The sequence below is a fragment of the Streptomyces sp. NPDC043878 genome (genome assembly GCF_056435735.1).
In genome coordinates this window covers 257085-280989 of sequence record NZ_JBWKDW010000007.1, presented here as the reverse complement: position 1 = coordinate 280989, position 23905 = coordinate 257085, and the positions used below count along the sequence as shown (strand labels likewise).

The window sequence follows — 23905 nt, the reverse complement described above, 5'->3', positions numbered from 1 at the left end:
CCCCTCACCTCCCCCCCCCCTCCCCCCCCACCCCCCCCCCCCCCCCCCCCCCCCCCCCCCCCCCGCCTGGTTGGTGCCGGTGGGCCGGAGTCAGCGGTCAGTCACCGGACCGCGGTGCCGGGGTCAGTCAGCGGCGGCTGTCGTGCTGACGGTCGTCGCCTCCGTGACGGTTACCGCCCTCGTGACGGTCGTCGCCTCCGTGACGGTTGCCCCCCTCGTGACGGTCGTCGCCTCCGTGACGGTTGCCCCCCTCGTGACGGTCGTCGCCGTGGTGGCGGTCGTCGCCGTGGTGCCAGCCGCCGCCCTCGTGACGGTCGTCGCCGTGGTGCCGGCCGCCGCCCTCGTGACGGTCGTCGCCGTGGTGCCGGTCGCCGCCGTGGTGCCAGCCGCCGCCCTCGTGACGGTCGTCGCCGTGGTGCCGGCCGCGGCCCCAGGAGGCGTCGTCGATGAAGCGGCCGTAGTCGTTGCGCAGGGTCGCGGTGTCGGAGCGGTTGTCCCACGCGTAGTTGTGGCGGTCCTGGTAGAGGTCCGTGCGCGAGTCGTGGCCCTCACCGGTGTGGATGCGGACCGTGGCGCGACCCTCCAGGCGGTAGTGGTGGAAGGTGTAGGTCCGGCCGTCCTCTCCCCGCAGCGTCCAGCCGTCGAGGTTGACCGTGTGACGCCCGTCGTTGGTGAGTTCCACCCACTCCTGGTTGAGGGAGCGGTTGGAACGGTCCTCCGGCCCGGGGGAGTCGTACTGGACGGCCGAGATCTCTACCCTCGAGTGGCCGGGGCGCGCGTGGTCGGCGGCGGACGCCGGCAGCGTCACCACGGCGACCAGGGCGCCTGCCGCGAAGGTGGCGGCGGCCAGACGGCGGGCGGTGACAGATGCGGAAACGGACACAAAGTCCCCCTGCATGGTGCGGGCACCTGTCCTCGGCGGCTCTCGGAGTCGGCGAGGGGGTCGGTGCGGTGTGCGGGTGGCGACCGGCTGGCCGCGCCCTCACACTCTGTCCACCGCCCGCTGCGATTGCGATGGAAACATGGGGGGTGTTACCCATTGCCCATATCTCCGTGACTCTCGACTGCAATGTCCATGTATGCCGTACGGGCGTGAAGTTGACGGCGAAACGAGTCGTGCCGTCTTGCGGCGGTTGGCCCGTATCGTCCGTCCGCCACGGCGCGCCACCCCGGCGGCCGCGGGGCCGTCACCCGAAAGTGGGTAACGACCGATGGTCCGATCGCGGCTTCGGTAACAGCGGGAACGGGCCGTCACGGCGTCCGGCGGGTCCTTGAGAACGCCGGCTTCACCCCGGGTCGGAGCAGTCCCAGGCCGCGGGGCTCCTTTCACGGGTCGGCCCGCCGGCCGTCGGCGGACGGCGGGGACCCGCCGCGGGCGGCCGGCTGCCCGGGCCAGGACACTCCCGGTGTCCCCGGTTCGGCCACGGTGAGCAGGTAGGCGAAGGAGGCCGCCATGACGACACCGGTCAGCGGGTCGATCAGAAGCCGGTCGGAGAGTCCGCGGACCGGCCAGGAGGGGGCGGCGGCGCTCCGGATGCGAACCGCGGCCCGATCGATACCGAGGGCGGCCGGCCCGTCCCGCGACCTGCCAGGCCGACGAAACAGCAGGTCAACGGCATGATGCTCTGGCCTCACCCGCTCCGCCGCCCCTGCCGTCGGCGTCCGGGGCGGAAGAGTGGATGCCTACAGCCGTACCGAATGGATACGCGCGGGCGCATACTGGTGTTGATGACAAAGCCACCAGCACTGAAGCGCAGTTTGCCGTCCAGTCCCTTCAAGGCACCGGTCGCGCCCCCGCCCAAGCACTTCGCCGTGGGCGACCAGGTCACCCACGACATGTACGGCCTCGGCCGGGTGATCGGCATCGAGGAGGGCATCGCGGTCCTCGTCGACTTCGGTTCGGCGCAGGAGCGGATCCTCAGCCCGTACGCGAAGATGAGCAAGCTGTAGGACCGCTGTATCACCGCTGTGCCCGGTCACGGCACGCCAGGTTCCCTCATGGGCCTGTACCGAATGGGAGACCCCTCATCGACCTGACCTCGCTGTTCTCCGCTCCGGGAGGAGCGCACGGCTCTGCCGCCGCCGCGGCGTCGCCGCCTCCCGCGACGAACCCGTTCCAGGCGCCAGACTTCGGCGAGGACGAGACGTACGCGTTCGACGAGGGGCAGGCGTCCGTCCCGGACGTGGGCACGGTTTACCGCGGGGCGCGCTAACTCCGACCGCGGACAGTGGCTTCGGCGGCCGGCCACGAGCCGGCGCCGTACCCTTCTCAGGCGTGCCCTTGCGCGTCCTCGCACGCCTTGCATGTCCTTCAGCCGTCGCACCCCTCCGGCACGCCCTTCAGGCGGCCGGACGCGTCCGGCATACGGCCTCCCGCATCCCGGCCGGCCCCCGAGAGACGTCGACCGCTACGGCGACGGAGCCCCTCCGGCCACGGCGCCCGGCGCCCCGGTGCCCGCACCTTCCTTCGCCCCGGCCCCCCCCATGCGGCCTCCCCCCTCCCCGTTTGACCACATCCTGGTTCGGTCTCGTCACCGCTGAGTCACAGGTGCTCGGGCCGGAGAACCCCCGGGTGAGGCGGGGCTGTCTGCGTCGGCGAGGGGTGGCGAGGGCCGCTCCTGGCGACGCGAGTTCGGGGGACGTCATGCGGTACGGGATCCGGTGTGGCAACGGTGTACGCAAGACCCTGGTGGCGGTGGTCGCGGCCTCGGCCGCGCTGGTCGTGACCGGGTGCCAGGGGGACGGGGGCGACTCCGGAGCCGCGGCCGGGTCCGCCCCGGGCACGGCGGGCGTCTCGTCGTCACCGTCCGGTACGACGACGGGCGCCGCGCCGGAGTCCGGTACCGGCGGCCCGTCCACCCCGGCGGCGGACACCACCTCCCCCGGGACCGAGGGCACGGGGGGCACGGAGACCGGGGCCGGCAGCGGCACCGCGGGAAGCGGCGGAGCCGGCACGGGCACCGGCGTCCACACCGGCGCAAGCACCGGCACCGGCACCGATGCCGTCAAGGGGTGCCTTCCCTCCGCGCTCGACGTCGCCGCCCAGCAGGCCGCCGACCGGCCCAGCGGGACGGGGACCGGGGCCGCCGTCGTCGGGTTCACCAACGTCTCCGGGGCCGCGTGCACGCTCGGCGGGCACCTTTCGGTCGCCGGGGCCGGCAACGGTTCTCCGGAGCACAACTCCCCGCTCGCGGTGACCCGCACCGGGTCGGCGTCCCCGGTGCGGGTGGCTCCCGGTGCCACGGCCTGGGTGAAGCTGACCTTCGTCCAGGTCCAGGGCGAGGGCGACGGCTACTGCGCGTCCGGCGTCGATCCCTCGGCGTACCCCACTCTGGTGGTCGGCCTTCCCGGCGCCGGAATGCACCAAGTCGCTCTGGACGACGGCGTCTTCGCGGAGTGCGACGACACGGTGACCGTGACGCCGGTGTCGGCGGCCAGGCCCTCCTGATCGCTGCACCGACCGATCAGCGTGAAGGGCACTCGCCGGGTCCGGCGGGTGCCCTTCCGCGTGGGGCGGATCGGTCAGTTAACAGTAAAGAACCTTGACAGACAATTGGTCTAGTCCAACGATGGCGCTGTTCCCCCCAGCCCCCGCTGTCCCCTCTTCCTGGGAGCGTCAATGAGACGACCTGGTTGTCTTCGCGCGTTGCTGTCCTGTCTGGCCGTGAGCACCGTGTCCGCCGGGCTCGTGGCTCTCTCGGGAGGCGGCGCCCTCGCCTCCCCGCAGGCCGCCCCCGCGCGTCCCTCGCACCCCGCGAGGCCGATGCCCGCGCACGTCGCCGCGCCCTACTTCGAGGCGTGGACCGGCGAGAGCCCGGCCGCGCTCGCCGCCGCGTCCGGCAACAAGTACCTCACGCTGGCGTTCCTCCAGACGCCCGCGGCGGGCTCGTGCACCGCCGACTGGAACGGCGACGCGACCCAGCCGATCTCCGAGGCGGCCTTCGGCGCCGACATCGCGACGATCCAGGCACGCGGCGGCAACGTCATCCCGTCCTTCGGCGGCTACAGCGCCGACACCACCGGCACCGAACTCGCCGACAGCTGCACCAGCGTCGACGCCATCGCCACGGTGTACGAGAGTCTCGTCACGACGTACGGCGTCACCCGGATCGACCTGGACATCGAGGCCGACTCGATCAACAACGCCGCCGGCATCGACCGCCGCAACAAGGCCATCGCCAAGGTGGAGCGCTGGGCCGAACGCAGCGGCAGGCCCGTGCAGTTCTCGTACACCCTGCCGACGACGAACACCGGCCTCGCGCCCAACGGTGTGGCCCTGCTGCGGAACGCCGTCGACAACGGAGCGCGCGTGGACGTCGTCAACATCATGACGTTCGACTACTGGGACGGCGCCACGCATGACATGGCGGCCGACACCGTGACCGCCGCCGCCGGCCTGCGGGCCCAACTGGCCGCCCTGTACCCGAAGAAGAACCCGGTGAAGCTCTGGCACATGATCGGCGTCACCGAGATGCCCGGCATCGACGACTTCGGGCCGGAGGAGACCTTCACCGCTCAGGACGCCGTCAAGGTGGAGAAGTGGGCCGTCGCGAAGGGGATCGACACGCTCTCCTTCTGGGCGCTCCAACGCGACAACGGCGGCTGTGTGGGCACCGCGGGCGCCAACGCCTGCTCGGGCATCGCTCAGGACACCTGGCAGTTCAGCCACACCTTCGAGCCCTTCACCCACGGGCACGGCCACCACTGACGACGGGTGGCTCGCGACCGGCGGTGAGTGAAGACTCGACGCTGGCGATGCCCTACCCGGTGGAGCTGCTGCGGTACTTCGGCAAGGCGGCCCGGCACTCCGGGGAGCAGCCCAGCGCGCCCACCGCACCCGCCACCGCACCCACCCCGCAACCCCCGGCGCCCACCGAACCGCCCGCCGTGCCTACCGCACCCGTGCCGGTCCAGGCACCGGGGCCGGTCGCCCCGCCCGTCGAGCAGCCGTAGCCAGGGCCGCCGTCACGGCGAGGGACGCCAGCGCGGTGAGTGTCATCGCCCGGGCGGGCGAGGTGAGTTGGGCCACCGAACCCGCCAGGGCCGCGCTCACGCCCTGCATGGTCATCATGCCCGCCGAGTGCAGTCCGAGGGCGTGGCCGCTCAGTTCGCCGGGGGTGAGAGCCATCAGGCGCTCCTGCTGGACCAGGCTCGCGCCGAAGCCGACGGAGGCGACGGTGACCAGGGCGGCGGCCGCCGGGAGAGCGGGGTGCAGGAAGAACGCCAGGTACGGCACGGCCAGCAGGACGAGGAGCGGTGTGCCCAGGCGCGGGCGGACGGCGGCAGGCACCAGGCGCCCGACGGTCACGTCACCCGCGAACATGCCCAGCGCCCCGCAGGCGAACAGGGTGCCGGCGGCGCCGGGGTCGTAGGACACGTAGAGGGACTCGCAGCCGACGACCAGGCCGTTCGGTATCCACAGGGCCAGGAAGACGTGACGGCGGGGCCGGGAGGACCACAACACGGCGTTCGTGCGCCAGGTCGCCCGGACCGAGGGGCGGCCGGTGGCGCGCAGCGGCCGGCGGGTCAGGCCGAGGCGGAGTCCGGCGGCCGCCGCCAGGAACAGGCCGGCCGCCGTGAGCAGACAGACGCGCGGCGAGAGCACCGTCATCAGGGCGCCGCCGGTGGCGTAGCCGGTGACCTGCATGAGTCCGCTCTGCATGTTGAAGACCGAACGCCCCAGCAGATAGCCGTCCTTGGGGAGCGTCTCGGTCAGCAGGCCCCAGCGCACTCCCCCGCCGAGCGAGGCGACGATCCCCTGGGCGAGGACGACGGCGAAGACGGCCGGGATCGGCAGCCCGGGCAGCGCCAGCACCGCCGTGGCGGCCGCGAAGGCGAGCGAGACGCCCGCCAGGGTCGCGCGCGGCGGCAGCCGGTCGGCCCCCGACAGCAGAAGGGTCGCGCCCAGCACCTGCGCCAGCGAGGGGCCGAACATGCTCAGCGCGGACAGCAGCGGCGACTCGGTGGCCCGGTACACCAGGGTGCCGAGGGCCGGCCCGCCGACGGTCTGCCCCGCGGTGTGGGCCGCGGAGGTGAGCAGGAGCGGGGTGAACTCAGGGGTCCGGAACAGTTGTCGGTAGCTGCGCATCCGCGGAGTCTGTAACCCCCGGGAACGGCCCCGTTATTGTTTCGCGCCAGGGCGAAACCTCGTGACCGGATGCGGGGACGACGCGAGGGACACGCGGCGGGGACGGCCGCGAAAGACACAAGGCGGGGACGGCCGCGAAGGACACGCGGCGGGAACGCGACCGGGGTCCGAATGGAGGCGGTGGGCGGGTGGGCTTGTGGCAGGTCAACGCGGACACGCTGGCCGGCAGCCGCTTCGTGCTGTCCCCGCTCGCCGAGACCTTCGCCGCGCTGAAGCTGCTGCACGCGGGGGTGCCCGCGCACCCGGGTGAACAGGTCTGGCTGCGTGACCACCGGCCCGCCTACCGGCGGCGGCTGGCAGCCGACCCGGTGACGGCGCTGCTGGTCCGCTCGGGGCTCGGCCGGGACTGGATCGCCGACTTCCTCACGCCGACCCCGAGGGACCGGGAGACGTTCGAGGAGGGCGTGGCCCGGGTGCGCGCCGCCCACCCCGACCGGGCCCGCGCGCACCTGCGGACCTCCCTCGCCGGCCCGCTCCCGGCCGCGCTGGACCGGGACGACCTCCCCGGGCGGGCGGCCGCTCTCCTTGAGGACGTCTGGGCGGAGTCCGTACGGCCGTACTGGCCCCGTCGGCGCCGCGTCCTGGAGGCGGACGTGGTCGCGCGCACCGCACGGATGAGTCAGGGCGGCTGGGCGGCCGTCCTGGACGCGCTGCGGCCGGGGACGCGCTGGCTCGGCGAGAACCGGCTCCAGGTGAACGCACACGACTACCCACCGCGGGAGATCTCCGGCGCGCAACTCGTGTTCGTACCGGTCACCCCGCAGACGGGCTGGGTGTCGTGGGAGGAGGACGAGCGCTACGCGGTGGTCTACCCGTGTGCCGGCGCCCTCGCCGCGGGCCGGGGCCCGGCCGTGCCCGCGAGTCTGGGCGCGCTGCTCGGGACGGCGCGGGCCGGGGTGCTGGTGCGGCTCGGTACCCCCCTCAGCACCAGCCAGCTGACCGCCGTCACGGGCCAGGGGCTCGGTTCGGTCGGCCGCCACCTGCGGGTGCTGTTGGAGGCGGGGCTGGTGGAGCGGCGGCGGACGGGGCGGTCCGTGCTGTACTCGCGGACGCCGGCCGGTGAGGTCCTCGTACGGGCCGGGGGCGGCAGGACCGGCGGGGACGGCGCCCCGGTGTGATCCCCCGGGCGGCGGCCGGGCCGCGGACGGGCGGGGAGGCGTGTGACGCGCCACGTCCACGGTCCGGGCCCTCGGGCAGGCCATAACATCGCCGCATGACGCATACATCTTTGTACGACATCGAGATCGGCGCCCTGAAGGGCGGTTCCGCGGACCTCGGGCAGTACGCCGGGAAGGCCGTGCTCGTCGTGAACGTGGCCTCCAAGTGCGGGCTGACCCCGCAGTACAACGGCCTGGAGCGGTTGCAGGAGCGGTACGCGGCGCAGGGCTTCACCGTGCTGGGCGTGCCCTGCAACCAGTTCCTCGGGCAGGAGCCCGGCAGCGCCGAGGAGATCGCGGAGTTCTGCTCGGCGACGTACGGCGTGACGTTCCCGCTGACCGAGAAGGTCGAGGTGAACGGCGAGGGCCGGCACGCGCTGTACGAGAGCCTGGTCGACTTCCCCGACGCCGAGGGGCACAGCGGTGACATCCGGTGGAACTTCGAGAAGTTCCTGATCGGCCGGGACGGCAAGGTCGTGGCCCGTTTCTCGCCGCAGACCGAGCCGGAGTCGGCCGAGATCGTCGCGGCCGTCGAGGCCCAGCTGGCGGGTTGATCCCACCCGGCACCGGCGCCGCCACGCGGAGAGGCGGGCCGGAGCCGGGCACAGCCGAGCCCCCTCGGCAAGGACGGCGAGCTGGTCGAGAGGGCTCTGTCGCTGGCGCCTGTGCAGTTGTGCGGTGTGCGGTGCACGGTGCACCTGTCCTGCGCGGTAACCGTGGTGCGTTGTGCCGGTGTTGCGTTGAACGGTTGGTGCGTTGTGCCGGTGTTGCGTTGAACGGTTGGTGCGTTGTGCCGGTGTTGCGTTGAACGGTTGGTGCGTAAAGCGGTGGTGCGTCGAACGGTTGCCGTTCTTGATCGCGTGTTACTCGATCGCATGGTTGTCGGTCATACGGTCGGGTGAGGATCAGGAAGCCTCCTCTACGCCTTGACCGCTGCCACGAAGGCCTTCCACGCGTCGGCGGGGAACGCCAGGGTGGGGCCCTCGTGGACCTTGGAGTCACGGACGGCCAGCGTCGCCGACGGCGACATGACCTCGACGCACGCGCCGTTGCCCGTGGAGTAGGAGGACTTCGTCCACGTTGCCGTGGCACCCTGAAGAATTGCCATTTTTGCTCCGGTGGCGAGTTGTACGGTTTGAGCCAACGCCTTTGATCGTGGCGTGATCGACGCTACTCGCCAACATCGCTATTCGGAGGACTCGTTCACCCGACCGAGTGGCATATTCCAGGTGACTCTTTCAGTGCACCCGTCAGGGGTGTAACATCCGGCCCTTCACTTCCGAGGGCATCAACGGGCGTACTCCTTCGCGACGTCCTCGATGAGCCGACGGGACTGTTCGACGTTCAGCGCCTGCGCCCGCAGGTGCTCGTACATCACCGTGTACTTCTGCACGTCGTGCGCCTTCTCCAGGTACAGGTCGCTGGTCACGCCCTCGATGTACACCACGCTGGAGTCGGCCGCGTCCGCGAACTCCAGGATCGCGTACTGGCCGTTGATGCCGGGGTGGGCTCCGACCTCGAACGGCAGCACCTGCACGGTGATGTGCGGCTGCTGGGACATCTCGGCGACCTGCTCCAGCTGCTCCCGCATCACCTGACGGCTGCCGACGACCCGGCGCAGCGCGGCCTCGTCCAGGACCACCCACAGCCGCAGCGGCTCCCGGTCGGCGGCGATGCGGTCCTGCCGCCGCAGCCGGACCTGGACGCGCTTCTCGATGTCGGTGGTGGAGGTCTCGGGCAACGCCCCCTGGATGATCGCCTCGGCGTACTGCCGGGTCTGCAACAGGCCGGTGATCACCTGGGGTTCGTAGACCCGCAGGGACTCCGCGTCGGTCTCCAGGCCGATGTAGACGCTGTACGGGATGTCCCCGAAGGCGTGCCACCAGCCCTGCTGGCGTGAGTCCTTGGCCATCTGCATCAGCGAGTCGACGATCCGCTGGTCCTCGACCTCGTAGACCCCGCACAGGTCACGGACGTCCCGCTGGCTGATGCTGCGCCGGCCGTTCTCCAGGCGGCTGATCTTCGACTGCGACACGAGCAGCCGCTCCGCCACCTCCTCGGCCGTCATGCCCTTGAGCTCACGGAGCCTGCGCAGCTCCTGGCCCAGCCGGCGTCGCCTGACGGTGGGATTGACATTGGACGCCACGGGACGCGCACCTCCGGCTGTGTGCCTGTATCTGCCACTTTGCGTATCTGCTGTTGAGCAGACTGCCACCAAGGTGCTTTCTACCGCTGGCAAACGACGGATATGCGCTGCGTACGGGCCGGTTGCGGCGCTCGGGACGAGCCCGGGGCACCTCGGGGCGCACAGAGGGCGGACCGGGGGCGGACATGCGGCCGCGCGGGGCGGCGGCACCGTGTCGTCGTCCGGACGTACGGTTCCGTCACCCCGCGCGGACCAGCGGCTCCCGGACCGGTCTTGGGGACTGCGGTGCGGCGCTCGGCCATGCTCGGCGGTGCGGTTCCTGCGGGTCGTGCGGTCCTGCTGTGGTACGGGTCGCCTCGCGGTGCTGCCGTGGGACTGCGGCTCAGTGAGCCACGGCGCGCACCATGCTCGCGTGACGCGGCTGCATCGGAACACCACGAGCGGGTTCCGACGCGGGCCTGGCCCCGGGCGCGGCCTGCCGGCCGGCCGGTGCCTGGTTACGGCGCGGCTGAGCGACCGCGCCGTTCTGGACGTCCATCACGGCGTGCGCCACGAGGCCGCCCATCGGGTCGTGCCTGATCAGGTCCCGCAGCCGGGAGCGGGACGAGCGTCCCTCGTTGCCCGGATACAGGTGCTTGCCGAGGCCCACCGCGTGCGCCAGTGCGGCGAGCGCCGCGGTCCGCGGGTCCGGCGGTACGCCGGTACGGATCGCGGTGTCCAGCCGGGCTCTGATCTCCCGGCTGATCTCGGTGTCCGTCGCCTGGTAGCGAGTCGTCGGCAGCACTCCGCACATCTGGCCCGCCACGGCATGCACCATGCCGCACCGCTCCAGATACGAGAGGTAGGTCTGGCGGAGCCCCAATCGCGGCCCGCCTATCCAGTGGACCGCCCGAACCGGAGCGCCACGCCTTCGCAGCAACTCCAACGCGCAGTCCAAAGTCGGATCTCCGGTCGGCCGTGGGGACACCACGGCGATACGATCCCCGTCTGGGGCTATCCGTCCGGCCAGCGCCAGCTCCACTAGCTGTGCTCCGGCCAGACCAAGGTCGAGCGACTGCGGCTGTGCGGTGGTACCCGTGGTCGGGTCCAGCGCCAGAAGCAATAGCTCTTCCGGAATGGTTCTGCGGCTCCTGCCCATCCATGCCTCCCCGCGTGGATGAATGACAGGGTGACCCCTCTCACATTGGTCTGTCGAGGGTGCGTGACCTGTTTGCAATGGAACCAGTAGGTATGTCGTTCTCGTCTACCGCTTGGGCCAGGCCCGCACACAGGACACTGGTACATGGTTCGGACAGTGCCACGAGGCGGTGTTCCGGGCGGCGGTTCACGGTTCGGTTGACGCACGCAGGGCGTGCGGCGCATGGAGGAGGCATCGGTGGCGGGCGAGTCCCCCGACAGGTCGAAGCAGCGCGAGTCGTCGGCAGAACCGACGTCGGGGAGCGCGGGCCCGGTTCCGGAAGCCAGGAGCGAGGGCGGCCCGGCGGCCGAGAAGCGTGACCCGCGCGTCGCGGTGTCCCGCTCCCGCGGAGGCGTCGATACGGCGACGAGGACGCTGTCCGTGCGAGACCTCGCGGAGGCGACCGCGAGGGCCGACGCCGAGGACGCCAAGGACGCCGAGAAGGCCGGGGAGGCCGAGAAGGCCCCCGAGGACACGCGGGATGCCGCCCGGGGCGGCACCGGGGAGTCGGGAGCCGCGGACGCCGTCACCGACGCGGAGGCCGAGTCCGAGGCCGACGCGGAGGCCGAGCCCGGCGCCGGCTCCGAGGCCGACGCGGAGCCCGAGGCCGAGATCGACGCCGAGTCCGAGCCCGGCGCCGAATCCGAGGTCGACGCCGAGCCCGAGGCCGACGCCGAGCCCGGTTCCGGCTCCGAGGACCAGCCCGAGGCGGATTCCGGCGACGCCGGCGCCCCGACGGGTGACGCCCGGCTGCGGGAGGCCGTGGCCGCGTGGGTGCGGACGGCGGACGAGAAGCCCGCGGGCGGAGCCGCGAGCGCCGAGGACGGCGACGAGGCGGACGCCGAGGCCGACAGCGCGGACGACGGCGCGGACGACGGCGCCGACGACCAGGATGCCGACGCGAAGGCCGAGGGCGCCGTGCGGGCCCCTGCGGCCGATGACGCGCCCGGCACGCCCGAGAGCGCGGCGGACAGCGGGAAGGACGCCCGGGAAGCCGTCGAGGCACCTGCCGAGGCGGACGCAGACGACCGGGCCGACACGGACACGCCCGAGCCGGCCGACGCGGCCGATCCCCGCGCCACGCCCGCCGGGACCCCGGAGCCCGCCGACGAGCCCCGCGACACGCCCGCCGAGTCCGCCGAAAACGGCAAGGACGCCGCCGAGGCCGACGCGCGGCCCGTCGACCAGCCCACCGCCGTCTTCAAGGCCGTACCGCCGCCCGCGGCCGCCGTGGACCAGCCGACGACCATGCTGAAGCTCGGCGACGCGGCCCGGGCCCCGAAGGACGCCAGGCCCGTCGGCACCCCCGCAGCGCCGAGGGACGACGCGAAGCCCTCGGAAGGCGCGAAGCCCAAGGACGACACGAAGCCCACGGCGGACGCCAAGCCGACGAGGGACGCGACCCCCAAGACGGACGCCAAGCCGACGGCGGACGCTGGCTCCAAGGCGGACGCGACCCCCAAAGCGGACGCGACCCCCCCGGCGGACGCCAAGCCGAAGACGGACGCCAAGCCCAAGACGGACGCCAAGCCCAAGCCCGAAACCGCAGCCGAGCGCACCAGCAAGTTCGTCGCGCTCAAGCCGCTGGACGAGCCGCGTACCGCCGCATGGCCGAAGGCCGCCGCCACCCGGACCGGCGCCCCCGGCGAAGCCCCCGCCGCCAAGCCCAGCGCGAAGCCCGCCACCCAGCCGGGCGCCAAGCCGGGCGCCAAGCCCGCCGCCACGCCGGACGTCACCGCCGTCACCCCGCGGCTCGGACCGGAGCGGACCACGCAGCAGCCGTTGCCGCCGAAGCCCCCGCTGGACCTGCTGGCGGAGCTGACGAACACGCCGCCGCCGCCGGAGACCCCGGTCCGCACGCTCGTCCGCCGGGTCAAGATCTGGACCCCGCTGGTGCTGCTGCTGGTGGTCGTGTTCGCGATCGCACAGGCTGTGCGCCCGCTGCCCGCGCCGACGCTCGCGCTGACCGCCGAGGACTCCTACGCCTTCGACGGCGGCAAGGTGGACCTGCCGTGGCCGAGCGAGGGACAGGGCTGGATGGACGTCGACGGCATCGGCACGATGGGGGACTTCGGCAAGCAGACGCCGGTCGCCATCGGCTCGGTCGCCAAGGCCATGACGGCGTACATCGTGCTCAAGCACCACCCGCTGAAGACGGGTGCCGAGGGGCCGGCCATCGAGGTCGACGCGACCGCCGAGAAGGAGGGCGGCTACGACAAGGACGGCGAGTCCACCCTCAACAGCGTCAAGCGGGGCGACAAGCTGTCCGAGAAGCAGGCGCTGGCGGCCATCATGATCCCGTCCGCCAACAACATCGCGCGCCTGCTGGCCCGTTGGGACGCGGGCACCGAGGCGGCCTTCATCAAGAAGATGAACGCCACCGCCAGGGAACTCGGCATGACGCACACGACGTACACGGACGCCTCCGGCCTGAAGGAGACCACCGTCTCCACCGCCGGGGACCAGGTGAAGCTGGGCAACGAGCTGGTGAAGATCCCGGCGCTGACGGCGATCACGTCGATGGGGCAGTGGACCGATCCGTCAGGCCAGAAGCACTACAACTACAACTACCTCGTCCCCTACAACGGGGCGATCGGCCTCAAGACGGGCACCACCACCGCGGCCGGCGGCAACCTGCTCTTCGCCGCGACCAAGGAGGTCGGCGGTGAGACGGTGACCGTGGTGGGCGCGATCCTCGGCCAGCACAAGGCGCCGATCATCCAGACCGTCAACGACGTCAGCAGGACCGCGATGGTCGCCGCCCGGGACGCGCTGAAGCCGACGAAGATCCTGAAGAAGGGCGACGTCGTCGGGTACGTGGACGACGGGCTCGGCGGCCGGACCCCGGTGGTCCTCACCAAGGACGTCACGGCGATCGGCTGGGCCGGCCTGAAGGTGAAGCTGTCCTTCGACGCCGACGACGTGCCGCACACCGCGAAGGCCGGTACCCGGGTCGGCACGCTGACCGTCGGCGACGGGGCGAGCGGCGCGGTCAAGGTGCCGGTCGCCCTGGAGAGGGAACTGGTCGAACCGGGCCTCACGGACAAGCTGAAGCGCCTCGGCTGACCCCGGGCCCGCGACGGGCCCGCGCACCTGCGCCGGTCGGACCCTCCCGGGGTTCCGCCCGGCGGGGTGCGTGCTAGCGTCGCGAAACGGGGCAGGTGACGCCGTTCACGGGACGCGGCCGCCGGCCCCACCAGACGAGGCCGGTGACGCGCGGGGAACGGGACGCGGCCGAGAACAGGACACGGACACCACGGGGAGTGCCTTCAGGTGGCCACTGCGGAGCCGACACGGGCCGACAACGCCGATCCGGGATCGGGGGCCGACTCGCGAATACGCCTGCCCGCGTCCGAGCCCGAGAGCCGCGAGCAGGCGGGATCCGCCACGCGGGGCTTCGTGCTCGCGGTGCGGGAGCGGCTGCTGCGGCGGCCCGTCCTCTCCATCACCGTGCTCTCAGGTCTGCTGCACATCGCCTGGTTCTTCACATTCGCCAACAGTGGCGGTGACCTGGCGGCGCAGGACGCGTGGGCCGAGTTCGTCGGCCGGCACCCGGACTCGGCGTACAACCTCGCCTGGTACGGCGGCATGCATCCGGTGTCGTACAGCGTGGTGTCGCCGTATCTGATGTCGGTGCTCGGCGTGCGCACCACGATGATGATCGCGGGGACGCTCTCGGCGGGGCTGCTGACCATGGTCCTGCTGCGCAGCCGCTCGGTGCGCAATCCCCTGTGGGCCTCCCTCGCGGGCGTCTTCGCGCTGCTGTGCAACGCTATTTCGGGGCGGGTGACGTTCGGTCTGGGCACGGTGTTCGCGCTGGGCGCGGTCGCCGTGGTGTTCTGCTGGCCGCACCGCTGGCGCTACAAACGCTGGGCGAAGGCGCTGTGCGCGGCCCCGCTGGCCGCGCTGGCCACGATGTCGTCGCCGGTCGCGGGCCTGTTCGTGGGGCTGATCGCGGTGGCGCTGTTCCTCCAGAAGCGGCGGCCGGGCGCCTGGGCGCTGGGCATCGCCCCGGCGGTCGTGGTGGCGGTGTCGGCCTGGGCGTTCCCCTTCTCCGGCACCCAGCCGATGACGATCTTCTCGGTGATCCTGCCGCTGTCGTACGCGCTCCTGGTCCTGTTCCTCGTTCCCAGCGAGTGGAAGACGGTCCGGCTGACGGCCGGGGTGTACGCGCTGTCGGTCGTGCTGGTGTGGCTGGTCAGCTCGCAGATCGGGTCGAACATCTCCCGGCTGGCGATGCTGTTCGCCGGGGTGGCCCTGGTGGCTGCGCTGCCCTTCACGGTGCCGCGTTCACGCAAGTGGTACACGGTCGTGCTGGCCCTCGTCGGCTTCGCCGGCTGGATCGGCTTCAAGTCGGTCGACGACATCATGCACACCACGCCGGCGGCGTCCTGGGCGCGTGAGCTGGCCCCGCTCGTCAACGAGCTGCAGAAGGTCGGCGCCGAGAAGGGCCGGGTGGAGGTCGTCCCCGCCCGCTCCCACCGCGAGGCGTCCGCCCTCGCCCCCTACGTGAACCTGGCCCGGGGCTGGAACCGCCAGGCCGACATGGAGCGCAACCCGCTCTTCTACGACGACACCCTCAACTCGGCGAACTACCACGAGTGGCTCCAGCGGTGGGCCGTGCACTTCGTGGTCGTGCCGAAGGACGAGCCCGACGGGGACGGCGGCGAGCGGGAGCGGGCGCTGGTACAGCGCGGCATGCCGTATCTGAACCAGGTCTGGGGCGACGCGAACTGGCAGCTGTTCCAGGTGACGGACCCGGCGCCGCTCGCCGAGCCCAACGCCGTCGTCGACCGCGCCGAGCAGGGCGAGATGACGATGGAGGTGCGCAAGGCGGGCCGGGTGCTGATCCGTATCCCGTACTCGCCGTGGCTGAGCATCGTCGACGGCGACGGCAACAAGCTGAAGCCGCCGCAGGAGACCGAGGCGTCCAAGGACCGGTCCGAGGGCACCCCGAAGACGTTCGACAACGTCAACGGCTGCCTGATGGAGACGGAGGAGGACGCCGAGGGTGACAGGTGGACCATGCTGATCGCGCCGAAGGCGGGGGTCTACCGGCTGGCGGCCCCGTACACGCTGCCCCGGGGCACGCCCTGCCCGGACGAGCTGAAGTGAGCGGCGGGGCCGGCCGGGCCCCGCGTCAGCGCAGCCGGTCCACGTAGGTGTCGGTGCCCGGGATCGTGGGGACGAAGGGCGCCAGCAGTTCCGTCCGGCCGAGCCCCGACCCGGTGACCGCCTCGTCGAGTCCGGTGAAGCACTCCTCCCAGCACTCGCGCGGATCGGTCTCCAGGAACCACAGCAGCGTGAGCCGGGTGTCGACCCCCTCGACCTGTTTGACGTACGTCATGCGGTCGCCGGGCAGCGGGGTGGGCCGGAAGACGGTCACCAGGGCGGCCGGGCTGCCCGCCACCCGGCCGGGCAGGTGCCGGGCCCGCAGCCACTCCAGGAGTTCGGCCCGCCGCGCGGGCGACTCGCTGTCGATGACCTCCAGGACGAGTCCGGCGTAGGGGTGGTCGAGGGCGTGGAAGTCGCGGGGGCCGGCCGCGCCGTCGCGGTACACGGTCGCCTCGTGGTCCTGGAACGCGGTGAAGACGTGGGTACGGTCCTGGTAGACGCGGCCGTCGCGGTTGAGGCGCCTGTTGATGCCGACCGTCCACTTCATGTGGTCGTCGTAGCGGCCGTCGGTGATCCAGTAGGTGGAGAGGTAGCAGCCGGCGGTGACGGGCTGGGCGATCGCCGACTTCTCGGGCCGGCGCAGGAGTTGGAGGTCGCGGGTGGCCACCCAGCGGCGGCCGGCGTACATCCAGGGCATGGCCATCGCGCCGGCGTAGTAGTGGTCGTCCTCGTACCAGCGGTTGTAGGCGTGTTCGTGGCCCGGGTGCGGCTCGACCATCGTGATGAGCGCGTGGCCGGGGCGGACCCCGTACGGGCCCACCGCGGCCAGCTCGGCGTACACGTCGCTGCGGGTGTCATCCGACATGGGCGCTCCCCTTCCGTCCTGCTGCGGAGGCTCCTACTCTGACGGACCGTCAGATGCAGCGCCAGAGCCGGGAGGTAGCGATGTCACTGCTCGCGGGCAGGACCGTCGTCGTGTCGGGAGTGGGTGCCGGACTCGGCCATCAGGTCGCGGCGGCCGTCGTGCGGGACGGCGGGAACGCCGTGCTGGGGGCGCGGACCGGGGCGAACCTCGTGAAGAGCGCGGCCGAGATCGATCCGGACGGGGCTCACACCGCCTTCCGGGCGACCGACATCACCGACGAGGGACAGTGCGAGGCTCTGGCGGCGCTGGCTCGGGAGAGATTCGGGCGGATCGACGCCGTGGTGCACGTGGCGGCCTGGGACTCCCACTTCGGCGGGGTCGAGGACGCGGACTTCGCGACCTGGCTGTCGGTGATCGACGTGAACCTGCTGGGCACACTGAGGATGACCCGGGCATGTCTGCCGGCGCTGAAGTCGTGCGGAGGCTCGGTGGTGTTCATCGGGACTCAGTCGGCGGTGGCGGCCCCCTCACAGGTGCGGCAGGCCGCGTACGCGGCGTCCAAGGGGGCACTGACCAGCGCGATGTACTCGCTGGCCCGGGAGCTCGGGCCGCATCGCATCCGGGTCAACTCCGTGCTGCCGGGCTGGATGTGGGGTCCGCCGGTGCAGGCGTACGTACAGTTCACCGCGCACACCGAGGGCGTGCCGGAGGCGGAGGTGCTGGCGCGGCTGACCGAGCGGATGGCGCTGCCCGACCTCGCGACGGACGCGGACGTGGCGGACGCGGCGGTCTTCCTCGCCTCGGACCGGGCGCGGGCGATCACGGGACAGTCGTTGCTGGTCAACGCGGGTGAGCTGATGCGCTGAGCCGTATCTCCCGGCCCATCCGGCGTTCACGTACATGGACGAGAGTCACTGCGCAGAACTATTTTACGCTCCCTTTACCCGCCTCTTCCTTGCCCTGTCCATGCCACCGAACCCAGAGTTCACATGCCTGACCCTGGCGGCGAACCCTGGAAGGGGGCACATGAACAGTCTCGACTGGGCCGTCCTCATCGGCTACTTCGGCGTGATGGTCGCGATCGGCGTCTGGTCGCACAAGCGCGTGGACGACGTCAGCGACTTCTTCACGGCCGGTGGCAAGATGCCGTGGTGGCTGTCCGGCATCTCGCACCACATGTCGGGCTACAGCGCGGTGATGTTCACCGGGTACGCGGGCATCGCCTACACCTACGGTGTCACGTCCTTCGTCACCTGGTCGTTCCCCATCGCGCTGGGCATCGCCATCGGGTCGAAGCTGTTCGCTCCGCGCATCAACCGGCTGCGGTCGAGGCTGCGTGTGGCGTCCCCGCTGGAGTACCTGAAGAACCGGTACGACCTCAAGACCCAGCAGGCGCTGGCCTGGTCCGGCATGCTGCTGAAGATCGTGGACGTCGGCGCGAAGTGGGCCGCGATCGCCACCCTGCTGTCCGTCTTCACCGGGCTCTCCCTCAACCAGGGCATCCTCATCACCGGTGCGATCACCGCGATCTACTGCACGATCGGCGGCCTGTGGGCGGACGCGCTGACCGAACTGGGCCAGTTCTGCATCCAGTTGCTGGCCGGCGTCGCGATGTTCGTCGCGGTGGTGCTGAAGCTGAACGACAAGGGCATCGGGTTCCTCGGCGCCTGGGACGAGCCGGCGCTCCACGGCCACGGCAAGCCCCTGGTCGGCCCGTACGGCACGGTGTTCCTGCTCGCGTTCCTCTTCATCAAGCTCTTCGAGTACAACGGCGGCATGCTCAACCAGGCCCAGCGCTACATGGCCACGGGCAGTCCGCGGGAGGCCGAACGGTCGGCACGGCTGTCGGCGGCCCTGTGGCTGGTGTGGCCCGTGGTCCTGTTCTTCCCGATGTGGATGTCCCCGCTCCTGGTGCACGCGCAGAAGCCGGACGGCTCCGACTCCTACGGCCTGATGACCGAACAGCTTCTGCCGCACGGGCTGTTGGGCCTGGTGATCGTGGGGTTCTTCTCGCACACCATGGCCATGTGCTCCTCGGACGCGAACGCGATCGCCGCCGTCTTCACCCGGGACGTGGCGCCGGTGGTGTCGCAGCGGGCACGGGCGTGGAACGCGCGGAGCGGCCTGGTCGCGGCCCGTGTCACGACGGTCATCTTCCTCGGCCTGTCCATGGCGGTGGCCACCCAGGTCAACTCGCCCGCGTTCAAGGACATCATCACCGTCGTGATCAAGTGGGTCGCGGGTCTGATGGGCCCGATCGCGATCCCGATGATGCTGGGCCTGCTGCGGCCGTTCCGCCGCTCCGGCCCCACCGCGGCGCTCACCAGCTGGGCGCTGGGCCTGCTCGCCTTCTGGCTGGTGAACTACCCGATCAACTGGGAGGTCGACGGCGGCGTCCCGCTCCAGTACCAGGTGTCCATACCGCTGGCGGTCTCCCTGATCCTGTACATCGTCATCGGCTTCGTGAAGCCGGAGGACAGTCCGGAACGCCTCGCGATCATCGAGCGGATCAACACGGACGGGGACGGTACGACCGCGGCGGCGATCCCCGCTCCGGCGGGCGACGTGGAGGGCGCGGTGGTACGGGCCCCCGTCAAGGACTGAGCCCCGGCCCACGGGCCGGCCACCGGCGAGGAGCCGCGGACCCCACCGTCGGGGAGGGTCCGCGGCTCCGGCCATGGGAACGATCCCGCGGCCGCCGGATCCCCCCACACCCGGACACGGGACGGCCGGCGCGCTCAACCCCTCGGATATCTCGCGAGCCACCCCGGGGACGATCCCGCGGGGCCGTGGAGGGCGGGGCCCTGGGTCATCTCCATCGCGAAGTCGTCGGCCAGTTCCAGCAGGGTGGGACGGCCCTCCAGCTCGGCCAGCCAGGCCGGCGGGAGGGCCGTCTCGCCGTAGAGGGCGCCGAGGAGGCCACCGGTCAGGGCGCCCGCGGCGGCGGACGGTCCGTCGTGGTTCACCGCGAGCCGCAGCCCGTGCCGTACGTCCTCGCTCACGAGCGCGCAGTACACGGCGGCGGCCAGCAGCCCCTCCGCCGTACCGCCCGCGATGAGTTCCTCGACCCGCGCGGGCGCGGGCATCCCCTGGCGTACCGCGCCCAGCGCGCGCTGGAGGGCGTCCGACACGGGCGGGTTCCCGTCCCGCGCGGCGAGCAGGGCCAGCGCCCGCTGCACGGCCGTGTCGAGGTCGTCGCCGCAGGCCAGCGCGTGCACGATCACGGCGTACGCGCCCGCCGACAGGTAGGCGGTGGGGTGCCCGTGGGTCTGCGCGGCGCACTCCACGGCGAGCTGGACGACGAGCTGCGGCTCCCAGCCGACGAGGAGCCCGAAGGGCGCGGACCGGGCGACCGCCTCGGGTCCGTCCGCGGCGGGGTTCTTGGGCTCGTCGAGGGTGCCCATCGTGTCGTCCCCGAGCCCGAGCAGCAACGGCCGGGTGGGGTCGCGGCGGGCGTACAGCCACTCCTCGCGGGCCAGCCAGCCGTCCTCCTTACGGCGCTCGTCCGGGCCCCAGTCGCGCTGGGTGGCGGCCCAGCGCAGATACGCCCGGTGCAGATCGGTCGGCGGGTGCCAGGCGCCGGTGTCCCGGCGGACCTGGGCGCGGATGAGCCCGTCGACGGTGAAGAGGGTGAGCTGGGTGAGATGCGTGACGGCGCCGCGCCGCCCGTAGGCGGGGGCCAGGTCCACGACGCCCTCGGCGCCGTGCGCCTCCTGGATGGTGTCGAGGTCCAGCCCGTCGACCGGCGCGCCCAGCGCGTCCCCGACGGCCGCCCCGAGCAGCGTCCCGCGCACCCGGCTGCGGAAGTCCTGCTGTTCGGCACGCCCCCAGACCGGCCCGGCTGTCGCACCCACCAAGACCTCCCCGTGCCACCGACCGAGCGCGCCCGACAGCTCAGCACTGTAATCGAACGGGGACGGTCGGTTCCGGGAGAGGAACGGTATGCGACAGCACCCGACCGATCAGGAACGGTCAGTCACTGAGCGTTCCCGGAACCGGGGCCCTATTCGACGACCGTCACCCTCGTGGTCGTCGAGCCGAAGGTCCACAGGGCCGCGCCGTCCGCCTTGCGCATGCGGATGCCGCCGGTCCGGACGTCGGCGGCCGGTGGGGGTGAGGAGCCGTCCACGGCGTTGGAGAAGGCGAAGTTCACGCCCGACTTGGCGCCGAAGTAGACGACGTGCTCGATCTGCACGCCGTCGGAGCCCGTGGTGGCGTCCCGGCGGAGCGAGACCGTGTACGCGCCGGGATCCGGGCTGACCGTGCCGGGCCAGACCGTGAAGGTGCGGCGGGCGGTGTCGCTCGCGTCGACCAGCCACAGCCGCTTCTGGCCGAGGGAGTAGACGATGCGGCGCCCGGTGCCGGAGTCCGCGGGCACGGCGGCCGGGGCCGCGCTCCTGGTCGGCCTGGGGTGCGCGCCCGTGGACGCCGAGGCGCTGGGGCGCGCGGCGGTGGCGACGGGATGGGGCCCCCGGTCCGCCTGCCCGGTCAGGACGACGACGGCCGCTATCGCTCCCACCGTCAGGCCGGACACCCAGGCCCACGAGGGAAGTCGGGCAGACACGGGCACGCATCTCCTCAGTTACGGACCCCTCCACACAGGGGTCCGATCATCGTACTGTGACGGTGCCGCCGGTCAGTCCAGCACCGGCAGCAGCTCGGGCAGGTGACCGTCCGACTCGGCCGCCGCCCGCTGCCGCTCCTCCGGCACCGCGCCGTACAGCGTGGTGCGCGGCCGGGACGGGCGGCCGGCCGCCTCCGCCACCGCGATCAGGTCCTTCACCGACTTGTACGAGCCGTACGACGAGCCCGCCATCCGCGAGATCGTCTCCTCCATCAGCGTGCCGCCCAGGTCGTTGGCCCCCGAGCGGAGCATCTCCGCGGCGCCCTCGGTGCCGAGCTTGACCCAGCTGGTCTGGATGTTGGGGATGTACGGGTGCAGCAGCAGCCGGGCCATCGCGGTGACCGCCCGGTTGTCCCGGACCGTCGGGCCCGGGCGGGCGATCCCCGCGAGGTAGACCGGCGCGTTCGTGTGGATGAAGGGCAGCGTGACGAACTCCGTGAAGCCGCCGGTCCGCTGCTGGATGCCGGCCAGCGTGCGCAGGTGGCCGAGCCAGTGGCGGGGCTGGTCCACATGCCCGTACATCATCGTGGACGAGGAGCGGATGCCCAGCTCGTGCGCGGTCGTGACGACCTCGATCCAGGTCGCCGTGGGCAGCTTGCCCTTGGTGAGGACCCAGCGGACCTCGTCGTCGAGGATCTCCGCCGCCGTGCCGGGGATGGAGTCGAGGCCGGCCTCCTTCGCCGCCGTCAGCCACTCCCGGATCGACAGGCCGGTGCGGGTCGCGCCGTTGACGACCTCCATCGGCGAGAAGGCGTGCACGTGCATCCCCGGCACCCGCTCCTTGACCGCCTTCGCGATGTCGAAGTAGGCGGTGCCCGGCAGGTCCGGGTGGATGCCGCCCTGCATGCACACCTCGACCGCGCCGACCTCCCACGCCTGCTCGGCCCGGTCCGCGACCTGGTCGAGGGACAGGGTGTAGGCGTCGGCGTCCGTGCGGCGCTGGGCGAACGCGCAGAAGCGGCAGCCGGTGTAGCAGACGTTGGTGAAGTTGATGTTCCGCGTGACGATGTAGGTGACGTCGTCGCCCACCACCGACTTCCGCACGTCGTCGGCGATCCGCGTGAGGGCGTCCAGCGCCGGGCCGTCCGCGTGCAGCAGGGCGAGGGCGTCGGCGTCGGTGAGCCGGGTCGGGTCGTCGGCCGCGGTGCGCAGCGCGTCCCGTACGTCGGTGTCGATGCGTTCGGGCACCATGCCGGGCGCGGCCGCCTCCCGAAGGGCCGCCCAGTCGCCGTAGACCTCGTCGAAGTCGTCGCGGCGGTCGGACGTACGGCCCTCGGTGTCGATCGAGGCGTGCAGGTCCGTACGGCCGGACGAGGTGAACGCCTCCTCCGGCTCCTGCCACGGGTGGCCCTCGACCACCGCGTCCGGCCGGGCGAGGCCCGTCTCCGGGTCGGCCAGCGCGCGGACGTGCGGCAGCAGCCGCGGGTCCAGCCAGGGCTCGCCCCGGGTGACGAACTCGGGGTACACGCACAGCCGTTCGCGCAGCTCGAACCCGGCCGCCGCGGACTTCTCGGCGAGCTCCTCGATCTGCGGCCAGGGGCGTTCGGGGTTGACGTGGTCGATGGTGAGGGGGGAGACCCCGCCCCAGTCGTCGATGCCGGCGTGGATGAGCCGCTCGTACTCGGCGTCGACCAGGTTCGGCGGGGCCTGGACGCAGCCGCTCGGACCCATGATGTGCCGGGCCACCGCGACCGTCGCGACGAGCTCGTCGAGTTCGGCGTCCGGCATGCCGCGCATGGCCGTGTCCGGCTTGGCGCGGAAGTTCTGGATGATCAGTTCCTGGACGCCGTGGTAGGCCCGTGCGACCTTCCGGAGCGCGAACAGGGACTCGGCGCGCTCCTCGTACGTCTCGCCGATCCCGATCAGGACGCCGGAGGTGAACGGCACGGAGGAACGGCCGGCGTCCTCCAGGACCCGCAGGCGGACGGCCGGCTCCTTGTCCGGCGACCCGTGGTGCGGGCCGCCGGGCTCGGACCACAGGCGGGTGGCGGTCGTCTCCAGCATCATGCCCATGGACGGGGCGACGGGCTTGAGCCGCTGGAAGTCCGTCCAGGTGAGCACGCCGGGGTTGAGGTGGGGCAGCAGCCCGGTCTCCTCCAGGATCCGGACGGAGATGGCGCGGACGTAGGCGATGGTGTCGTCGTAGCCGTGCGCGTCGAGCCACTCGCGCGCCTCGGGCCAGCGGTCCTCGGGCTTGTCGCCGAGGGTGATCAGGGCTTCCTTGCAGCCGAGGGCGGCGCCGCGGCGGGCCACGTCGAGCACCTCGTCCGGCGACATGAACATGCCGTGGCCGGCCCGGCGCAGCTTGCCGGGGACGGTCACGAAGGTGCAGTAGTGGCACTTGTCCCGGCACAGCCGGGTGAGCGGGATGAAGACGCTCTTCGAGTACGTGATGACCCCGGGCCGGCCGGCCGCCTCCAGGCCCGCGTCCCGCACCCGGGCGGCCGAGGCGGCGAGGTCCTCAAGGGCCTCGCCGCGCGCCTGGAGCAGCACCGCCGCCTCGGCGACGTCGAGCGCGACGCCGTCCCGGGCCCGTTTCAGGGCGCGCCGCATGGAGTTCTCGGTGGGGCCGGTGCCGCCAGGGCCACCGGAGCGGTCGGTGGGGCCGGTGGGGCCGGTTCCGGTGGTCGCGGAGGTCGTCATCCGTCGAGCATACGAGCGAGGCGATCAGGG

At 72.2% G+C, this 23905-nt stretch carries 19 protein-coding genes; 9 read left to right on the top strand and 10 right to left on the bottom strand.

The features are described from left to right. Window positions 1–127: 127 nt before the first annotated feature. On the bottom strand, window positions 128–898 hold the full coding sequence (locus AC07AZ_RS13025) for a lamin tail domain-containing protein (RefSeq protein WP_478846867.1): 771 nt from the start codon (window positions 896–898) through the stop codon (window positions 128–130). A gap of 428 nt (window positions 899–1326) precedes the next feature. Continuing rightward, a complete protein-coding gene (locus AC07AZ_RS13020) occupies window positions 1327–1455 on the bottom strand; it encodes a hypothetical protein (RefSeq protein ID WP_478846865.1) in 129 nt (42 codons plus the stop codon). Window positions 1456–1728: 273 nt separating this feature from the next. On the opposite strand from AC07AZ_RS13020, the gene AC07AZ_RS13015 reads away from it, so the two are divergent. The 3 genes from AC07AZ_RS13015 (at window position 1729) to AC07AZ_RS13005 (ending at window position 4708) form a co-directional block, all read left to right on the top strand. Continuing rightward, on the top strand, window positions 1729–1950 hold the full coding sequence (locus AC07AZ_RS13015) for a hypothetical protein (RefSeq protein ID WP_478846863.1): 222 nt from the start codon (window positions 1729–1731) through the stop codon (window positions 1948–1950). Window positions 1951–2644: 694 nt separating this feature from the next. After that, on the top strand, window positions 2645–3448 hold the full coding sequence (locus AC07AZ_RS13010; RefSeq protein ID WP_478846861.1) for a DUF4232 domain-containing protein: 804 nt from the start codon (window positions 2645–2647) through the stop codon (window positions 3446–3448). 216 nt (window positions 3449–3664) lie between these two features. After that, window positions 3665–4708 (top strand): chitinase, encoded by a 1044-nt coding sequence (locus tag AC07AZ_RS13005; protein WP_478846859.1) that lies wholly within the window; start codon window positions 3665–3667, stop codon window positions 4706–4708. A gap of 183 nt (window positions 4709–4891) precedes the next feature. Here AC07AZ_RS13005 and AC07AZ_RS13000 read toward each other — a convergent pair whose 3' ends face one another. Then, window positions 4892–6088: an MFS transporter gene (locus tag AC07AZ_RS13000; protein ID WP_478846857.1), complete on the bottom strand. Its 1197-nt coding sequence runs from the start codon at window positions 6086–6088 to the stop codon at window positions 4892–4894. A gap of 188 nt (window positions 6089–6276) precedes the next feature. On the opposite strand from AC07AZ_RS13000, the gene AC07AZ_RS12995 reads away from it, so the two are divergent. Both AC07AZ_RS12995 and AC07AZ_RS12990 read left to right on the top strand, forming a co-directional pair. Then, window positions 6277–7266, top strand: a complete 990-nt coding sequence (locus AC07AZ_RS12995; RefSeq protein ID WP_478846855.1) for an ArsR/SmtB family transcription factor — start codon at window positions 6277–6279, stop codon at window positions 7264–7266. 95 nt (window positions 7267–7361) lie between these two features. Beyond that, the gene (locus tag AC07AZ_RS12990) at window positions 7362–7859 is read left to right on the top strand and encodes a glutathione peroxidase (RefSeq protein WP_478846853.1); all 498 of its coding nucleotides are present in this window, start codon (window positions 7362–7364) and stop codon (window positions 7857–7859) included. A gap of 365 nt (window positions 7860–8224) precedes the next feature. On the opposite strand, the gene AC07AZ_RS12985 is transcribed toward AC07AZ_RS12990, so the two are convergent. The 3 genes from AC07AZ_RS12985 to AC07AZ_RS12975 all read right to left on the bottom strand — a co-directional run bounded on the left by AC07AZ_RS12985 (window position 8225) and on the right by AC07AZ_RS12975 (window position 10589). Then, window positions 8225–8413, bottom strand: a complete 189-nt coding sequence (locus AC07AZ_RS12985; protein ID WP_356040363.1) for a DUF397 domain-containing protein — start codon at window positions 8411–8413, stop codon at window positions 8225–8227. A 180-nt stretch (window positions 8414–8593) separates the two neighbouring features. Next, window positions 8594–9451: a helix-turn-helix domain-containing protein gene (locus AC07AZ_RS12980; protein WP_371670768.1), complete on the bottom strand. Its 858-nt coding sequence runs from the start codon at window positions 9449–9451 to the stop codon at window positions 8594–8596. A gap of 382 nt (window positions 9452–9833) precedes the next feature. Further along, a complete protein-coding gene (locus AC07AZ_RS12975; protein WP_478846850.1) occupies window positions 9834–10589 on the bottom strand; it encodes a GOLPH3/VPS74 family protein in 756 nt (251 codons plus the stop codon). Window positions 10590–10811: 222 nt separating this feature from the next. Between AC07AZ_RS12975 and AC07AZ_RS12970 the strand changes: the two genes are divergently transcribed. Together AC07AZ_RS12970 and AC07AZ_RS12965 are read left to right on the top strand one after the other, a co-directional pair. Then, on the top strand, window positions 10812–13694 hold the full coding sequence (locus tag AC07AZ_RS12970) for a D-alanyl-D-alanine carboxypeptidase (RefSeq protein ID WP_478846848.1): 2883 nt from the start codon (window positions 10812–10814) through the stop codon (window positions 13692–13694). A gap of 207 nt (window positions 13695–13901) precedes the next feature. Continuing rightward, entirely contained in the window at window positions 13902–15743 is a 1842-nt protein-coding gene (locus AC07AZ_RS12965) for an MFS transporter (protein ID WP_478846846.1), read from the top strand. Between the two features lie 25 nt (window positions 15744–15768). Here the strand turns inward: AC07AZ_RS12965 and AC07AZ_RS12960 are convergent, their stop codons facing one another. Further along, window positions 15769–16608, bottom strand: coding sequence for a hypothetical protein (locus AC07AZ_RS12960; protein ID WP_478846844.1), 840 nt, complete (start codon window positions 16606–16608; stop codon window positions 15769–15771). An 80-nt stretch (window positions 16609–16688) separates the two neighbouring features. Here AC07AZ_RS12960 and AC07AZ_RS12955 point away from each other — a divergent pair, with 80 nt between their 5' ends. Then, window positions 16689–17474: an SDR family oxidoreductase gene (locus AC07AZ_RS12955; protein ID WP_478846842.1), complete on the top strand. Its 786-nt coding sequence runs from the start codon at window positions 16689–16691 to the stop codon at window positions 17472–17474. Between the two features lie 160 nt (window positions 17475–17634). Further along, on the top strand, window positions 17635–19212 hold the full coding sequence (locus tag AC07AZ_RS12950) for a sodium:solute symporter family protein (RefSeq protein ID WP_478846840.1): 1578 nt from the start codon (window positions 17635–17637) through the stop codon (window positions 19210–19212). A 134-nt stretch (window positions 19213–19346) separates the two neighbouring features. Here the strand turns inward: AC07AZ_RS12950 and AC07AZ_RS12945 are convergent, their stop codons facing one another. From AC07AZ_RS12945 to AC07AZ_RS12935, 3 genes are all read right to left on the bottom strand, one after another. Continuing rightward, window positions 19347–20462, bottom strand: a complete 1116-nt coding sequence (locus AC07AZ_RS12945) for an ADP-ribosylglycohydrolase family protein (RefSeq protein WP_478846838.1) — start codon at window positions 20460–20462, stop codon at window positions 19347–19349. A 149-nt stretch (window positions 20463–20611) separates the two neighbouring features. After that, entirely contained in the window at window positions 20612–21172 is a 561-nt protein-coding gene (locus AC07AZ_RS12940; RefSeq protein WP_478846836.1) for a hypothetical protein, read from the bottom strand. Window positions 21173–21244: 72 nt separating this feature from the next. Further along, on the bottom strand, window positions 21245–23875 hold the full coding sequence (locus AC07AZ_RS12935) for a bifunctional FO biosynthesis protein CofGH (RefSeq protein WP_478846834.1): 2631 nt from the start codon (window positions 23873–23875) through the stop codon (window positions 21245–21247). Window positions 23876–23905 lie beyond the last annotated feature (30 nt).

Excerpts from the sequence above, each read along its gene's own strand:
- AC07AZ_RS13000 (WP_478846857.1), bottom strand. The coding sequence starts at position 6,088 with ATGCGCAGCTACCGACAACTGTTCCGGACCCCTGAGTTCACCCCGCTC.
- AC07AZ_RS12985 (WP_356040363.1), bottom strand. The coding sequence starts at position 8,413 with ATGGCAATTCTTCAGGGTGCCACGGCAACGTGGACGAAGTCCTCCTAC.
- AC07AZ_RS13015 (WP_478846863.1), top strand. The coding sequence starts at position 1,729 with ATGACAAAGCCACCAGCACTGAAGCGCAGTTTGCCGTCCAGTCCCTTC.
- AC07AZ_RS12975 (WP_478846850.1), bottom strand. The coding sequence starts at position 10,589 with ATGGGCAGGAGCCGCAGAACCATTCCGGAAGAGCTATTGCTTCTGGCG.
- AC07AZ_RS12955 (WP_478846842.1), top strand. The coding sequence starts at position 16,689 with ATGTCACTGCTCGCGGGCAGGACCGTCGTCGTGTCGGGAGTGGGTGCC.
- AC07AZ_RS13025 (WP_478846867.1), bottom strand. The coding sequence starts at position 898 with ATGCAGGGGGACTTTGTGTCCGTTTCCGCATCTGTCACCGCCCGCCGT.
- AC07AZ_RS12960 (WP_478846844.1), bottom strand. The coding sequence starts at position 16,608 with ATGTCGGATGACACCCGCAGCGACGTGTACGCCGAGCTGGCCGCGGTG.
- AC07AZ_RS12935 (WP_478846834.1), bottom strand. The coding sequence starts at position 23,875 with ATGACGACCTCCGCGACCACCGGAACCGGCCCCACCGGCCCCACCGAC.
- AC07AZ_RS13020 (WP_478846865.1), bottom strand. The coding sequence starts at position 1,455 with ATGGCGGCCTCCTTCGCCTACCTGCTCACCGTGGCCGAACCGGGGACA.
- AC07AZ_RS12970 (WP_478846848.1), top strand. The coding sequence starts at position 10,812 with ATGGAGGAGGCATCGGTGGCGGGCGAGTCCCCCGACAGGTCGAAGCAG.
- AC07AZ_RS12950 (WP_478846840.1), top strand. The coding sequence starts at position 17,635 with ATGAACAGTCTCGACTGGGCCGTCCTCATCGGCTACTTCGGCGTGATG.
- AC07AZ_RS12990 (WP_478846853.1), top strand. The coding sequence starts at position 7,362 with ATGACGCATACATCTTTGTACGACATCGAGATCGGCGCCCTGAAGGGC.
- AC07AZ_RS13010 (WP_478846861.1), top strand. The coding sequence starts at position 2,645 with ATGCGGTACGGGATCCGGTGTGGCAACGGTGTACGCAAGACCCTGGTG.